This is a genomic window from Xanthomonas sp. WHRI 6106 (genome assembly GCF_040202405.1).
In the GTDB taxonomy this organism is placed as follows: domain Bacteria; phylum Pseudomonadota; class Gammaproteobacteria; order Xanthomonadales; family Xanthomonadaceae; genus Xanthomonas; species Xanthomonas cannabis.
The window spans coordinates 54,371-68,451 of sequence record NZ_JBEGFC010000008.1 but is presented as its reverse complement, the minus strand read 5'-3'; the positions used below and the strand labels follow the sequence as shown (position 1 = coordinate 68,451).

Here is a 14,081-nt window from a genome sequence, read left to right as displayed (position 1 = left end):
TTCGATCAGCCGGTGGGTGCCGATTCGCTACACAAAGGTTGCATCGACACGGGTGATGCATCGCCGCGCCACCGTACCGCCGCTGGCAGCGCGACAGCGCAACCAAAGCCGCCTGCATGCGCACCTACTGCCGAGCCGAATGCCGGTGTCTGCGCACGCCGCCGCTGCGCGCCACCTGGCGACAGAACGAGAGCCTTGTGCAGATGCTAAAGATCCAGGTCAGTCATTCGTATTTCCTGCGTTACGACCCCAAGCAATGGGAGCGCGGCAAACCGTACCCGCCCTTGGCGACGCTGCAGATTGCCGCGCTACTGCGCGAACGCGGCCATGCGCTGAGCCTGTTCGATGCCATGCTGGCCGACGATGTCGAGGAGTACGCCGGTGCGCTGCAGGACGCGCAGCCGCAGCTGGTGGTGTTCTACGAGGACAACTTCAACTTCCTCACCAAGATGTGCCTGAGCCGGATGCGCGAGGCGGCCTGCCGCATGATCGGGCAGGCGCACGCGGCCGGCTGCCGCGTGCTGGTGGCGGGCTCCGATGCGTCCGACAACCCGGATGTTTTTCTGGCTGCCGGCGCGCACGCAGTGCTGATTGGCGAAGGCATCGCGCCACTGATCGAACTGATCGAACGCCTCGAGGCCGACCCGCAGGTCGCCACGAGCGAGTGGCTGGCCGGCGTTGCGCGCATCGCCACCCGCGATCCTGCCGTGGTGCGCGCGCATCCGGGCGCACAGCCGCCGGACGCGCGCCTGAGTGGCCTGCCCGCCTGGGACCTGGTCGACATGCCGCGCTATCGACAGTTCTGGCAGCAGCGTCATGGCTATTTCAGCCTGAACATGGCGGCCTCGCGCGGTTGCCCGTTCCGGTGCAACTGGTGCGCCAAGCCGATCTGGGGCAACCATTACAACCGCCGCGGCGCCGAGGACGTGGCCGCCGAGATGATCCATCTCAAACGCAGCTTCCAGCCCGACCATCTGTGGATGGCCGACGATATTTTCGGCTTCCACATCGATTGGGTGGAAACCTTTGCGCAACGCCTGACCGAGGCCGATGGCGCCATCCCGTTCACCATCCAGACCCGCGCCGACCTGGCCAGCGAACGCATGGCTGCGGCACTGGCGCGGGCCGGATGCGCGGAAGCCTGGATCGGCGCAGAAAGTGGCAGCCAACGCGTGCTGGACCGGATGACCAAGGGCACGCAGGTCGCCGAGGTGATCGCGGCGCGCCAACGCCTGGGAGCACAGGGCATCCGCGTGGGATTTTTCATCCAGTTGGGATATCTGGGCGAAGACCTCGACGACATCCTGGCCACCCGTGCGCTGGTGACGCAGGCCAACCCGGACATCATCGGCGTCAGCGTGTCTTATCCCCTGCCCGGTACCAAGTTCTACGAAGAGGTCAAAAACCAGCTGGGCGGCAAGACGCATTGGCAGGACAGCGACGATCTGGCGATGATGTTCCATGGTGCGTACGACTCAGAGTTCTATCGCAGCGTGCGCGACCTGCTGCATACCCAGGTCGATCTGCAACAGGCACGCGCCGGCATGGCCGCCGACGCGTTTGCACGCGCGGCCGAGGCGCTGGAAGCACGCTGGTCTGCGCTGATCGCCGTTGAACATCGCCACCGGACCGAACCGCTTGCCACGCTGGCCGCGCGACAACCACGGGCGTTGGCCACCGTGCTGGTGGGCTGAGCACATCCGTGGCGCGAGCTCGCTGTGCACGCCATGTAGCCCCCTTCATCGCGGCACCCTGCGAGCCGCTTGACCGCACCAACCCCGCGACGCCTTTCAGACAACGACGCGTCGCGACACCTCCCTTCGACCTTCCGGATCACGCCCGCATGCAGCCTTCGCTCCGTACCATCAAACACGGCTTGCACACCGCCACCGAGCAGCTGGCGTACGAGCTGGCACAGCCGGGCGACAGCGCGCCACAGTGGGACCGGCTGCAGTGGCAACTGGCGGCGGCCGCGGCGGCGGCACATGGCGTCTCCCCGTTGCTGCAGCGCCGCTCGTTGTGGCGGGACGCGCAATGGACGGCCTTTCTCACCGAGCAACGCCGCCATGTCGAAGACCGCCACCGGCGCATTGCCGTGCTGCTGGCCCGTATCGACAGCGCTGCCCGCAGTGCCGGCATTGCCCTGGTGGGATTGAAGGGCACCGCCTTGCACCGGTTGGGGGTGTACCTGCCCGGCGATCGCCCGATGGCCGATATCGATCTACTGGTGGCGCCGGACGCTGCACCCGCGGTTGCGGCGGTGCTGTGCGAGCTGGGCTACACCGCCTCGTTCGAACAGTGGAAGCACCAGGTCTTCAAGCCCATCGGTGGCGATGCGGTGGCCGGGCTGGGCGAGCATCGCGATGCCCCGATCAACATCGAGCTGCATACGCGTATCCAGGAGCGCCTGCCGGTACGCGGCGTGGACATCACCGCACGCATCTGGCCGGAGCATGCGCAGCCGGGCCTGAACCCGTATCCGTCGACTGGCGCGCTGATGAGCCACCTGCTGCTGCATGCCGCTGGCGGCATCTGCCATCGCAGCATCCGCCTGATGCATCTGCACGATCTTGCGTTGCTGGCCACCCGCATGGGGCCGCGCGATTGGCAGGAACTGTGGGAAGACCCGGCGGTGTCGCCCTGGTGGGCATTGCCGCCGTTGTTGTTGCTGCAACGTTACTACCGCACGGTGGTGCCGCCTGCGGTGATGGCCCGCCTGCATGCGGAGTGTCCGCGGCTGCTGCGCAGGCGCGCCGCGCGACAGACCCTGACCACCGCGTCGTGCTCCAACCTGTGGTTGTCTGCCCTGCCGGGGATCGAATGGTCCGGCTCCTTGCGAGAAGCGCGGCAGTATTTGCGCGAGCGCGTGGTGCCCTCGGCCGAAAGCCGCAAGGAGCGCGCGGACATGCTGCAGACCCAGTTGTGGCTGCAGGACCAGCCATGGGTGCGCCAGACCCAGGCACGCCGCCTGATGACGCGACTGACCCGGCCGGTGCCCCGCACCGACATGCTGTATGTGGTGCGTGCGGCGCTGGAGGGCTATCTGCAGCCGGCGTAGCAGCCAAGCGATTGCGTGTGTGCCATGCCGCGCGGCGTCTGCTGCGGCTAAAGGTGCGGCTCAGCGGCGCGGCGTTGTGCGCGCTGATCTGCCCATTGCCGCCGCGTGCCGGCTGCCACGTGCTGCGCCACGGCCGCGATCAGGCGCGATCGCCCGTCGGCCAGGTGCACGGCGCACTCCGCAGCTGCGCCACGGGCTGGGCACGCCCCAACGCCGACCGTCGTTCCGCGCTACGGCGCTGCACCCGACCCGTCAAGACAACGGTCGTGCGTCGCATACCTGCCGATAGAGTTGCTCGAACAGGCGGGTGGTGAACGCGGCATCTTCGCGCACTGCGCGGCACTGCGCCGCCCAGGCCAGGCGCAGGCGCAATTGGTCATCGCCGAGCACCTGCCGGACCGCCTCGGCCATTCCGGCCCAATCGCCGGGCGGCACCGCCAGTGCCGAAACCGGTGCCCATTCGACCAGATGGCCGACCGCCGTGCCGACCGTCGGCACACCGGCCACGGCCGCTTCCAGCAGCACCATCGGCCCGGCTTCGTGCAACGAGGACAGCAGCAGCAGATCGGCCGCCAGCATGATCGGGCGCAGCTCGCGCTGGGTCTTGAAGCCCAGAAAGCGCACCTGATCCTGCAGGCCCAACGCCTGCACCAGGCGCTGCATGGCGCCGTCCAGGGTGTCCACGCCGACCATATCCAGGGTAAAGGCGACCCCCGCGCGCTTGAGCGCGGCCATCGCCTGCAGCAGGGTGCGCTGGTCCTTGACCGGGTTGAGGCTGGCCACGTGCAGCAGGCGCGCAACTGCACCCTGGCGGGCACGCGGTGGCGCCACCGGCCAGGCACGCAGATCCACGCCCAGCGGCACGCGCGTGGCAGCGATGCCCAGTGCCTGCAGCGAGGCGATGATGGGTTCGCTGGCCGCAGTGACCCGATCGGCCAGCCGCAGGATCACCGCTTCGCGCAGGCGGCCGCGCCATTTGCGGCGGCCGCCGTAGCCGATGGCATGCAGCGCCACCAGCTCGCCACCGGCGATGTGCACCGCGCTGGGACGCCGCAACAGGCGCGCCGCCGCCACCGCGATGAGGCTGCAGTAGCCGGAAAAAACCGCCTGGACCACATCGAACGGGGCGCGACGGTGCTCCGCCACGATGGCTGCGACCGCACGCAGGCGCGTGCGCCGCGCGCCGATGTTGTGCACCGTGGCACCGCGCAGCATCCAGGTATCCGGCAAGGGTTCCTGGTGCAGCACGAACACATGCACCTGGTGATTGCGCGCCAGCCAGTCGATCAGGGTCAGAAACACCGGGATCACCCGCACCTCACCGCTGCGGTCCACCCCACCGGGCACCACCAGCGCCAGTTTCATGCCGCGCTCCCGCGCAGGGGTTTCAGCAGGCTGGCGTAGGCCTGCGTCCAACGCTGCCCGACTGCGGCAAACGACAGCCGCGCATCGAAATGCGCCCGCACCTGCGCACGGGCGGGCCGCTGCCGCGACACGTGCAACAACAGCTCCGACAGCGCATTGGCATCGCCCACCGGCCACAGTTCGCCCATGCTGCCCCCATCGCTGAGCGCGCGGAATGCGGGAATGTCGGTCAGCAACGGCAGCGTTCCGCAGGCGTAGGCCTCCAGCGCGGCGTAGCCGCAGCTCTCCGCATGGCTGGCCGAGACGAACAGGTCGCTGGCCCGCAGCAAGTCCTGCACCTGCGCATGATCGACCTTGCCCAACAACTGCACGCAGCGCGCCAGCCGCGGGTCCTCGCGCAGGCGCTGGCGGACCTGGTCCATCAACGGCGCCTGATCGAAGACGCAATACAGCCGCAGGCCGGGCAGCACGCGCGCGGCCATGGCCACCGCGTCGAGCACGCATAACGGGTCCTTGGCGGCGCTCAAATGGCCGACCCAGAGCACGCAGGGGTCGCCCTGCAGCCGGGTCTGTTCGCGTGCCAGCAGGCGATCGCCGGGAGTAAAGCGGCTGCTGGATTCGGGAATGGCAACCACCTGCGTCTGCGGGCGAAACAGGCGCTCGCGCACGAATGGCTGCGCCAGCTGCAGCGAGGTGAACGCAATCCCGGCAGCGGCGCTGTAGCGCGTGCGCCACAGCAGCCTGCTCCACCAACGCGGCGGACGATTGGCATGGTCCTGCAGCAGCAGTGGCACATGCGGCAGCCGGCGCGCCAGCCGCCGTGCATCGCCGGCAAATTCCAGCCCGTGCACATGGATCACGTCGGCGTCGATCTCGCGTAGCAGTTTGCATAGCGTGCGCGCCCGTGCGGCGCTGCCCCGCGGGCCAAGTGGCGCGAAGCGATAGTCGATGCCGCCCTGGACGATGTGCTGATCCAGCGCCGAGGCCTGGATCACCGTGACCCGCACGCCGGCACTGGCGACGGCCTCGGCAATGTCGGCCAGCGACGGCCATTGCGCGAACACCTGCGCCGCGCTCAGACCGTGCGGAGTAGGAACCAGATTGAGCTGGGCCACGTGCAGGCTCATGACGCCGGGATCTCCCGTGTCGCATGATGCGTGCGGCGGCAACCCGCAGCCGCGCAAGACGCGACGTGGCCGCAGTGCAGCCTGGTCCGGCCATTCAGCGTGCGGCCGTCCACGGCCACTGCAACCGCACCGGTCACGCGACGCGACGCAGGCGCAGCACCAGCGCCACCGGTACCTGCAACGCGGTGCGGTCGAAGTTTGCGCCGGCAGGAATGTCGGCCGGGTCCAGCATCGGCTCGGCCACCGCTTCGATCGCAAAGCCCAACGCGGCGCAGGCCGCATGCCAGTGACTGTACAGATGCTGGGTATGGCGCACGGCGTAGTGCTGGCCATCGGCCTTGAAATCACGACGCCACCCCAGCGCATGGCCGATCGGATGCACGTCACTGCACATCACCAGGCCACCGGGACGGGTTACCCGATGCAGCTCTTCCAGCGCCGGCCACAGGCGCTGCAGGTGGCCCACCACCAGGCCGCAGACGCTGAGGTCGGCCACCGCATCGGCCAGCGGCAGCTGGTCCAGGCTGCCCTGCTGCAGGCTGACGCGCGCGGGCGGCCACTGCTGTGCCAGTTCGGTCCCGGCGCGCTGCAACATCTGCGGCGACAGGTCGACACCGGTCACATGCCGTGCGCCGCGGCGCAATGCGTGCTGCATGTAACGGCCGCTGCCACAGCCGGCGTCCAGCACGTGCTGGCCCTGCAGGCTGGCCGGCATCAGGCCCAGCATGGCGCGTTCTTCGGCCAGCATCACCGGGTTATGCGCATGCGGCGGATACGCCTGCGCCCACAGCGCGTATGCGGCAGCGGGTTCGAGCACCGGAATGGCATTCACGACGCCGCTCCCATCGCGCTCACTGCGCCAACGTCCCTGATGCTCGCAGGTGCGAGCGGCTGCACACGGTGCAGACCAGGCTCCAGCGCCAGCACGGCGGGATCGGCCAGCGCCGCATCCAGCAGCTTGGGCCGGCCATCCAGCACCACCGGCACGGCCGAAAGACCGGCTGCCGCGAACCACGGCGCAAAATCCGGGTCCGCAATGCGCGGCTTGCCGTCGCGGATCACCGCACGCAGCTCGCTGCGTTGACACCCGATGACGCTGTCGGCGGGCTCGCCGCCGCGGTCGCGCACGATCACCAGATCCGCAGCGGCGCCCGGCGCGATGCGCCCGCGCCTTGGCATGCGCAGGATGCGCGCGGACCGGTCCGTGACCAGGCCCAGCAGCAGGTCGGGCGCCAGCCCGCTGTCGGCGGCGATGCGCAGTTCTTCGAGCAGATCGCGCGCGCCGCTGACGCGCGAGTCGCTGCCCAGCGCCAGCCGCCCGGCCATGCACAGCCGCCAGGGGTCGAGCGTGCGACCCAGCAGCGCCAGATTGCTCGACGGGCACCACACCACCGCCGCACCGCGCGCGATCACCCGTTCGATCGCCTGCTCGCCCAGGCCCACGCCGTGGATCAACACCGTGTTGGCAGCCAGGCAACCGAGGCGGTCCAGGTCGTCCAGCTCCGCCCGCGCCACCGCATCGGTGCCTTCTGCCAGATGGATCATCCACGGATGCGTGGAGGGCGTGGCGGCAAAACTGGCTTGCACCGGCGGGCCGTAGCCGGTCCAGCCGAGGGCGTAACTCCAGCCGAATTCGTTGAGCACGCCGACCGGGAAATCCGCCTCATCCAGGGTGGCATGCCAGGGGTCATGCTGGGCCACACAGGTGACGCCGGCCAGCAGGTTCTTCAGCCCGCCGTGACGCAGCCGCACCGCCTTGGGCACGCGCAGCGCCGCAGCGACGGCCGGATGCTGGAAATGCGCCTGAAATGCTTCGATCCAGGCGTAGCTGTTGGGGAAAGGCGCACGCTGCGGCAGCGGCGGCACGCAGTTCACCTGCAGATGCTCGTGCGCATTGACCAGCCCCGGCGCCAGCACATGGCCGGACAGATCCAGGCGCAGGGTCGCGGTGCCCACGGTGCCGCCGAAGCGGCCTGCGCACAGGTTCAGCGCCGCGCGCGACGGGCCGGCCAGCGTGATCGAGCGCGCACCCTGCAGACAGACGTCGGCCATGGACATCGGCGTCTCCACTCAGCGCTTGCGCATCACGATCAGGAAGTGATCGCCCATGTCGCGCAGCAGCGGCAGGCCGCCGAACCGGTCGTCCAGCCGCCCCAGTCGCTCGGCCAGGCGCGGGTGCCGCTGGCAGACGTCCACCAGATAGGGCGGTGGCAGAAACAGGCTCAGCGCACGATAGCGGTCCAGCACGAAGTGGGGTTCGAACGCGCGATAGAACTCGCGCGGCAGGTGGTACCAGGTCCAGATGGTATGCCCGTTCATGCCTACCGCCGTGGCGCCCCTTGCCGCACGCACCGCCGCGCGCCTGAAGCGCCCACGCAAGGTGTAATGGCCGATTTCCCACGGGCAGATCCGCCCGATCACCGAAAACACCAGGCAGCCATCGGCCCGCAACAGACGTGCGCACTGGGCGGCTACCGCCGGCAGGTCCGGTGCGCAGTTGAGCGGGCCGAAGTTGGAGTACATGCCGTCGAAGGTGCCCTGCAACTGATCCAGCTGCTGGATGCCGACATGCGCGGCCGCCAGGCGTTCTTCCAGGCCCTGGGTGGCCGCACGCTGGCGGGTGCGCTCGACCATGGCCGGCGACCAGTCGGTGGCCAGCACGCGATAGCCGCGCCGGGCGAACTCGCCGGCATCCAGACCGGTACCGCAGCCCAGATCCACCAGCCGTGCGCCTTGTGGCAACTCGGCAGCGACCGTGTCCCACAAGGTGGTGCGCATGCGCTGGATCAGCGCATTGTTGCCGCGCGGGCCGTCATAGTCGGGGGCGACGCTGTCGAATGCACGCTGCGTTTCCAGCAACTGTTCCGGCGCGACCGTGCCGCCGCGCGCAGCATGCTCATTGACTAACGACATGCATCGCCTCCCACACCTGTCCTGCTGATTCCACGGCACTCTCCGGACGCAGTGCCGCCAGCGCGGCATCGCTTGATAGACCCGTGAGTGCGTCCGGCTGCCGGTTTGGTTGCAGTCGCGCCGCCTGCCAGCTACCTGCCGTGCCGGGGGCAACGCCCGCGTGCTGTGACCAAGGACCGAACGGGGATGCGCTTACGCGCGCGGCGCACAAGACCTGGAGCTGGCAATGCTGCGATCGGTCTGCGCTGCGACGCGTTGCGGGGCGTGGATGCCCAACACTCAGCCGGCCGCGGTGACGCCTGCCAGGCGGTGGCGACGCCACGCATTGCGCAGCACCGCCACCACCGTGCCCAGCCCGGCACCGCCTAGCAGGGCGACTGCCCACACCATCACGGCATTCGGGAACGCCCGCTGTTCCGGCACGTACAGCGGCCACGCCAGCGAGGTCTGGTAGGTATACCGTGCGGTCAGTCGCGCGATCAGATCGTCGCGCTCGGCCTTGATCGCGCGAATGGCAGTGGTGTTCTCGGTCAACAGCACCCCGGCCAGCACCTGCGCCGGTGTCGCACCGGACCCGCCCTGCCCCGCGTGCAGCTGCTGCTGCAGCTGCTGGCGGGTGAGCGTGGCAACACGCAGGTCTTCGCTCAGCCCCTGCAGGCGGGTACGCGCCAGCGCGAGCGCGGCGGTGTTGGTGTCGCCATGCAGGGTCTGCAGGACCGTCACGGTCGCCATGGCCAGGGTGCGCGCCTGCTGCGCCGATTCGGCACGGAAGGTGATGCCGATCAGGTTGGCGTACGGGTCCGGATCCGGCTTGAGGCTGCCGCGGTACACCTGCGCGGCGCGGCTCTTCAGCGGCACGCCGGCCTGGCGCAGCACTGCATCCTGAAACAGCCGCGTCTTCATGCGGTCGATCACCCGCTGGAACGGCTCCACCTTGGGGTCGCGGCCCGCCGGGGTCGGGCCGATCTCGCCCACCTGGATCCATGCAGTGGCTTCCCATTGCGGGGTGGCCACGCGTAGGAAAACGAAAGCCAGACCAAGCACCAGCACCAATGCAGCCAGCGCCCAGCGCCATTCGCGCCGGAGGATGCGCCACAGGTCGATCAGATAGATTTCGTCGTGTTGATTCATGGTGCGCAGGCTCTGCAACGTGAGGGAGGACGTGGCCGTGTACTTACACGGCAGACGGGCATGGGGCATGGCGGTTGGGCAGCAGCACGGTGCAGGCATGCAACACCAGGCACAGCGCAATGAAGCCGAAGTTGGTCCAGGTAAACGCCTGTGGTGCAAAGGGCGACATCACGCAGGCATAGGCGATGCGCAGAAAGATCAGCACATGGAAGATCGACAACGACCGGTTGAGCCGGCGCACGCTCCACACCAAGCCCGCATACAGCGCCAGCAACGCCAGCAAGGCACCGGGGGCGCCCCAGGCCATCAAAAACGGGAAGAACTCGGTGCCCACGTTGATGTTGGGCGCGTCCAGCGGAATGCCGGTGCCGGCAGTGGCAATCGAGCCGCTGAAGGGCACCAGCTGGTTGATCAGGAAGCTGGCGTTGACGTAGCCCTTGGCGAGCATCGCGCCGAAGTTGTAGGGCCCGGCGCTGATGTACAGCAGCAGCCATTGCAGCCCCTGCGGCGTGGCGCGGTAGAACGCACTGAACGGCAGCGCCACCGTGGCCAGCGAGCCAGACCGCAACGCGCCAAGCACCGAGAACACACCGCCGCCTGCCAGCAGCAACAAGCCGATGGTCTTCCACGGCAAGCGGCGTGCCGCATCGCGGCGCAGCAGCATCACCAGCACGAAGGAAAACAGCCCGGCAAAGATGCGGTTGCGGTCGATCACCACGATCGGGAAGACAAACCCCAGCGTCACCATCGCCGCGCGCAAGCCGCGGTGGCGTACGCACAGCAGCGCGATCGGCGGCAGGACCCAGCACATATTGGAGATGTGCCGCACATGCGAGCGCGCCGGGCTCAAGGTTGCGTAAGACGCCGGATCGCTGAACAGCGGAATCGGAAACAGCACCACATCGGCGATGCAGAACACGGTGACTACCGCCGCCAGGGTCAGTGCCAGGAAAGCGTCGCGGGTGCCGGCGTAGCGGTAGCGGCGGAAGTGCTCAGAGGTCGGTATTTTCGGCCCAGTGAGCATGTCCAGGACAAAGATCGCCGCCGCTCCTGCAACCAGCCATACAAGCCCTTGCGTATATCCCGTTGGCAGCTCATAAGTGGCAACCGTAATAAAGCAGCTAACGGCCATTGAAGGTGATAGATAGACACATGGCCTTCGCACCCACGTCATGAGCGAAGGCATCAGGACGCTCTCCTGATGGTGGAAAGCACCAACGCAACAACACGCTTTTTTAGATACATCGACAAATGCCACGCCACAACAACGTAGCTTTTTTCTAGAAACGCGATCTTTGCGCGTATCAGGCTCAACCGAGCCTGCAACAGCCGACATTCGACACCGGAAAAAAAAGCACAGCCGCGTTCCGCCACCCGAGCGAATTCGCTGAGATTCGCCAACCGTCTTTGCACATCACGTGTCTTACTGACATTCGTTCCATGCAGCCGATACGCACAGACCTTGACATCAATGAAACCAAGAGAATTACTAGCAACCAATCGTAGGAATAAGTCCCAGTCCTCAATCCTGAGCGTCTCGTCCCACGTCATCCCCCTGTCAAAGGCACTACGCCTGAGCATTGTCACCGCACCGCTGACAGCCCAGTTGCAGATGACAGCGCGACGGATGCCCGGGTCGGATGCGTACAACCGCTTGTCGGCGCGATGAAGGTCGCACATAGCACTTGCATGCAGCAGCCTGCCCTCGCTATCGACAACGGATGCATCGCCAATCACAGCGAATTTATGGGGTGTGGCATCGAGATAGGCTACCTGTGCCTCGATTCCGCCGGGGATCAAATAATCGTCGCTTGCGACCACCCGCATGTACTCGCCACGCGCGATTCGCCCGGCTTCATTCAGTGTGCCTGCAACACCCCGGTTCTCCCGCTGCACAAATTGCACAGGCAGCCGATGCCCGTGCTCCGCGACCCATTCCCCGATCTTCTCGGCAGTGGCATCGCTGGAGCCATCGTCGATGATGACGATCTCCTTGCACGGGTAAGGCTCTTCCAGCACGCTGTCCAGACAGCGCTGAACGAAGCGCGCGTGGTTGAATGCCGGGATCAGCACCGACACCAGCGGCCAGTGTGCACGCTCCGACGGTGGCATTCGGTCGCTCACGCCGGTTGCACCAGGTAGCGACGCACCACCACGATGTTGAACAGCAGATAGAGCACGTAGTTGGCGACGAACGCGTACATCGCACCGACCAGGCCGAAGTGCGCGGTGAACAGGTACACCAACCCCAGATAACTGGCCGCAAACACGCATTCGGACAGCACGAACACGCGCGTCATCGCCTTGGCCAGCATCACATACGACAACACGAAGGCGGCGATCTTGACCACGTCGCCGAGCAGCTGAGGCGCGTACAACGCCCTGGCCGGGGAAAATCCTTGGTCGAACAGCACCCAGGTTACCCAGTCGCGGCAGACATAGACGCCCAGCGCCATGACGATCACCGCAGGCATCACGTAGCGGTACGCGGCGCGCAGCTCGCGCCCCAGCGCGGCACGCTCGTGCAATGAGGCCAGCTTGGGCAGGTAGTACACATTGATGGAGGTGGTGAAGAACAGCAGGTACGCATCCGACACCCGGCTCACCGCTTGCCAGTAGCCGACCTGCTGCCAGCCGAACTGCGCGACAAGATGGTCACGCACCAGCATGACCACCATTTGCGGCACCAGCGTGGAGGTCAGCGTCATCACCGAAAACGCGGCCAGACGGCGCGCCATCGGCGCATCGAAGCGCATGCGCAGCATCTCGCGTCGAAAGTACGGGCTGGCCCGCAAGGCCGGCACGCCGGCCAGCAGCCACAGCACCTGTCCCAGCACCAGCGCCAGCAGCGCGCCCTGCAACTGGGCCCGGCTGGACAACCACGCCACCAAGGCCACACTCAATACCGCACCGCTCACCTGCACCACGGCCAGGCGGCGCACGTCCATGAAGCCGTTGATCACGGCAAGAATGTAGTTGACCACTGCGATGCCCAGCTGCGCGATCGCCAGCACGCAGATCAGCGGCCGGTAGCCGGCATCGCCCAGCAGGCGCTCGGCGAGCGCCTGGCTGAACAGCAGTGCCAGCACGGCCAGCACGCAGGAGGCGCAAAACGCATACCACAGCGCCGTGCCCAGCAGGCGTGCCTGGGCCTGCGGGTCGCCGCGATATTCGGCCACATACTTGACGATCCCGGCGCTGATGCCGCCACCGGCCAGCACCGCCAGCACCGACATCAGATTGAGGAACTGCCCGAGCCGGCCCACCCCTTGCGGCCCGGCATGGATGGCCACCAGCTTGACCACCACCAGTGCAGCGAGCAGCTTGGCCAACGTCGCAACGCCGGTGTAGGCGCTGCTGCGCAGCAGATTCATGTGCGGGCGCCGAAGGATTGGCATGCGTCAATCACCCGCTGCACCGACGCGGCGTCCAGCGTCGGGCTCATCGGCAGACTGAGCACCTCCGCATGCAGGCGCTCGCTGACCGGCAGGCAGGCATCGCCCAGGGTGGCGTAGGCCGGCTGCCGATGCGGCGGCACCGGGTAATGAATCTGGGTGTGGATGCCATGGCGCAGCAGATGCGCCTGCAACGCATCGCGCTGCGGGCTACGCACCACGAACAGATGCCAGACATGCTGCTCGTCGCTGACCACGGCCGGCAGCGTGATCAAGGGGTTGGCGATCCCCTGCAGATAGCGCTGCGCCACCTCGCGCCGCAGCGCGATCTCTTCGTCCAGATAGCCAAGCTTGACCCGCAGCAAGGCGGCCTGCAGCTCATCCAGGCGCGAGTTCACGCCCTGATACAGGTGGTGATACTTCACCTCCGAGCCGTAGTTGCGCAGCGCGCGAATGCGCTCGGCCAGATGGGTATCAGCGGTGACCACCGCGCCGCCGTCGCCCAGCGCACCAAGATTCTTGGTCGGAAAGAAACTGAAAGCAGCGGCATCGCCGAAGGCACCGGCGCGCCGGCCGTGCGCCATCGCACCGTGCGCCTGCGCCGCATCTTCGATCAACAGCAGCCCGTAGCGGTGCGCCAGCGTCTGCAACGCCGCCATATCGGCCAGCTGACCGTACAGGTGCACTGCCATGATGGCGCGGGTGCGTGGCCCGATCGCCTTTTCCACACTGGCCGGATCCATGTTGAAGGTGGCCGGATCCGGCTCCACCGGAACCAGCACCAGATGGTTCTGGCTGATCGCCAGAAAGGTGGCAATGAAGGTGTTGGCCGGCACGATGATTTCATCGCCCTCGCGCAGCGCGCCAAGCTCCCGATAGCCGCGCAGGATCAACGATAGCGCATCCAGGCCATTGCCCACGCCCACGGCATGGGCGGTGCCACAGTAGCTGGCAAACTCTTCCTCGAACCCGGCCAGCTCCTGGCCCAGCACGTACCAGCCGGCATCGATCACCCGCGCGGCGGCGGCCTTGAGTTCATCCGCATAGCGCGCATTGACCGCGCGCAAATCCAGGAAAGGCACCTCCATAGAA

General features: G+C 67.2%; 11 protein-coding genes and 1 pseudogene. 2 read left to right on the top strand and 10 right to left on the bottom strand.

Annotated features, from left to right (window positions below):
* Positions 1–139 precede the first annotated feature (139 nt).
* Together ABQZ09_RS12995 and ABQZ09_RS12990 are read left to right on the top strand one after the other, a co-directional pair.
* Positions 140–1,694: pseudogene (locus tag ABQZ09_RS12995) on the top strand (B12-binding domain-containing radical SAM protein).
* 149 nt (positions 1,695–1,843) lie between these two features.
* Positions 1,844–3,058, top strand: a complete 1,215-nt coding sequence (locus tag ABQZ09_RS12990) for a nucleotidyltransferase family protein (RefSeq protein WP_184557182.1) — start codon at positions 1,844–1,846, stop codon at positions 3,056–3,058.
* Positions 3,059–3,310: 252 nt separating this feature from the next.
* On the opposite strand, the gene ABQZ09_RS12985 is transcribed toward ABQZ09_RS12990, so the two are convergent.
* From ABQZ09_RS12985 to ABQZ09_RS12940, 10 genes are all read right to left on the bottom strand, one after another.
* Entirely contained in the window at positions 3,311–4,423 is a 1,113-nt protein-coding gene (locus ABQZ09_RS12985) for a glycosyltransferase family 4 protein (protein ID WP_184557179.1), read from the bottom strand.
* Positions 4,420–5,550, bottom strand: a complete 1,131-nt coding sequence (locus ABQZ09_RS12980; RefSeq protein ID WP_349777070.1) for a glycosyltransferase family 4 protein — start codon at positions 5,548–5,550, stop codon at positions 4,420–4,422. Before ABQZ09_RS12980 ends, ABQZ09_RS12985 begins: the two co-directional genes overlap by 4 nt.
* 133 nt (positions 5,551–5,683) lie before the next feature.
* The gene (locus ABQZ09_RS12975) at positions 5,684–6,382 is read right to left on the bottom strand and encodes a class I SAM-dependent methyltransferase (protein WP_228313816.1); all 699 of its coding nucleotides are present in this window, start codon (positions 6,380–6,382) and stop codon (positions 5,684–5,686) included.
* Positions 6,379–7,608 carry an amidohydrolase family protein gene (locus ABQZ09_RS12970; protein WP_184557170.1) on the bottom strand — a complete coding sequence of 410 codons (1,230 nt, stop codon included), beginning with the start codon at positions 7,606–7,608 and terminating at the stop codon, positions 6,379–6,381. Before ABQZ09_RS12970 ends, ABQZ09_RS12975 begins: the two co-directional genes overlap by 4 nt.
* A 12-nt stretch (positions 7,609–7,620) precedes the next feature.
* A complete protein-coding gene (locus ABQZ09_RS12965; RefSeq protein WP_228313815.1) occupies positions 7,621–8,463 on the bottom strand; it encodes a class I SAM-dependent methyltransferase in 843 nt (280 codons plus the stop codon).
* A 279-nt stretch (positions 8,464–8,742) separates the two neighbouring features.
* Complete coding sequence (locus tag ABQZ09_RS12960) at positions 8,743–9,594, bottom strand: Wzz/FepE/Etk N-terminal domain-containing protein (RefSeq protein WP_349777069.1); 852 nt, start codon at positions 9,592–9,594, stop codon at positions 8,743–8,745.
* 43 nt (positions 9,595–9,637) lie between these two features.
* Complete coding sequence (locus ABQZ09_RS12955) at positions 9,638–10,780, bottom strand: hypothetical protein (RefSeq protein WP_184557161.1); 1,143 nt, start codon at positions 10,778–10,780, stop codon at positions 9,638–9,640.
* Positions 10,780–11,718: a glycosyltransferase family 2 protein gene (locus ABQZ09_RS12950; protein ID WP_349777068.1), complete on the bottom strand. Its 939-nt coding sequence runs from the start codon at positions 11,716–11,718 to the stop codon at positions 10,780–10,782. Before ABQZ09_RS12950 ends, ABQZ09_RS12955 begins: the two co-directional genes overlap by 1 nt.
* Positions 11,715–12,968 (bottom strand): O-antigen translocase, encoded by a 1,254-nt coding sequence (locus tag ABQZ09_RS12945; RefSeq protein WP_349777067.1) that lies wholly within the window; start codon positions 12,966–12,968, stop codon positions 11,715–11,717. Before ABQZ09_RS12945 ends, ABQZ09_RS12950 begins: the two co-directional genes overlap by 4 nt.
* Positions 12,965–14,077, bottom strand: a complete 1,113-nt coding sequence (locus ABQZ09_RS12940; protein ID WP_456362211.1) for a DegT/DnrJ/EryC1/StrS family aminotransferase — start codon at positions 14,075–14,077, stop codon at positions 12,965–12,967. Before ABQZ09_RS12940 ends, ABQZ09_RS12945 begins: the two co-directional genes overlap by 4 nt.
* Positions 14,078–14,081: the final 4 nt, after the last annotated feature.

Bases quoted from the DNA above. Each gene is read 5' to 3' on its own strand.
- ABQZ09_RS12945 (WP_349777067.1), bottom strand. From the start codon at position 12,968: ATGAATCTGCTGCGCAGCAGCGCCTACACCGGCGTTGCGACGTTGGCC.
- ABQZ09_RS12955 (WP_184557161.1), bottom strand. From the start codon at position 10,780: ATGCCTTCGCTCATGACGTGGGTGCGAAGGCCATGTGTCTATCTATCA.
- ABQZ09_RS12985 (WP_184557179.1), bottom strand. From the start codon at position 4,423: ATGAAACTGGCGCTGGTGGTGCCCGGTGGGGTGGACCGCAGCGGTGAG.
- ABQZ09_RS12970 (WP_184557170.1), bottom strand. From the start codon at position 7,608: ATGTCCATGGCCGACGTCTGTCTGCAGGGTGCGCGCTCGATCACGCTG.
- ABQZ09_RS12980 (WP_349777070.1), bottom strand. From the start codon at position 5,550: ATGAGCCTGCACGTGGCCCAGCTCAATCTGGTTCCTACTCCGCACGGT.
- ABQZ09_RS12990 (WP_184557182.1), top strand. From the start codon at position 1,844: ATGCAGCCTTCGCTCCGTACCATCAAACACGGCTTGCACACCGCCACC.
- ABQZ09_RS12965 (WP_228313815.1), bottom strand. From the start codon at position 8,463: ATGTCGTTAGTCAATGAGCATGCTGCGCGCGGCGGCACGGTCGCGCCG.
- ABQZ09_RS12940 (WP_456362211.1), bottom strand. From the start codon at position 14,077: ATGGAGGTGCCTTTCCTGGATTTGCGCGCGGTCAATGCGCGCTATGCG.
- ABQZ09_RS12960 (WP_349777069.1), bottom strand. From the start codon at position 9,594: ATGAATCAACACGACGAAATCTATCTGATCGACCTGTGGCGCATCCTC.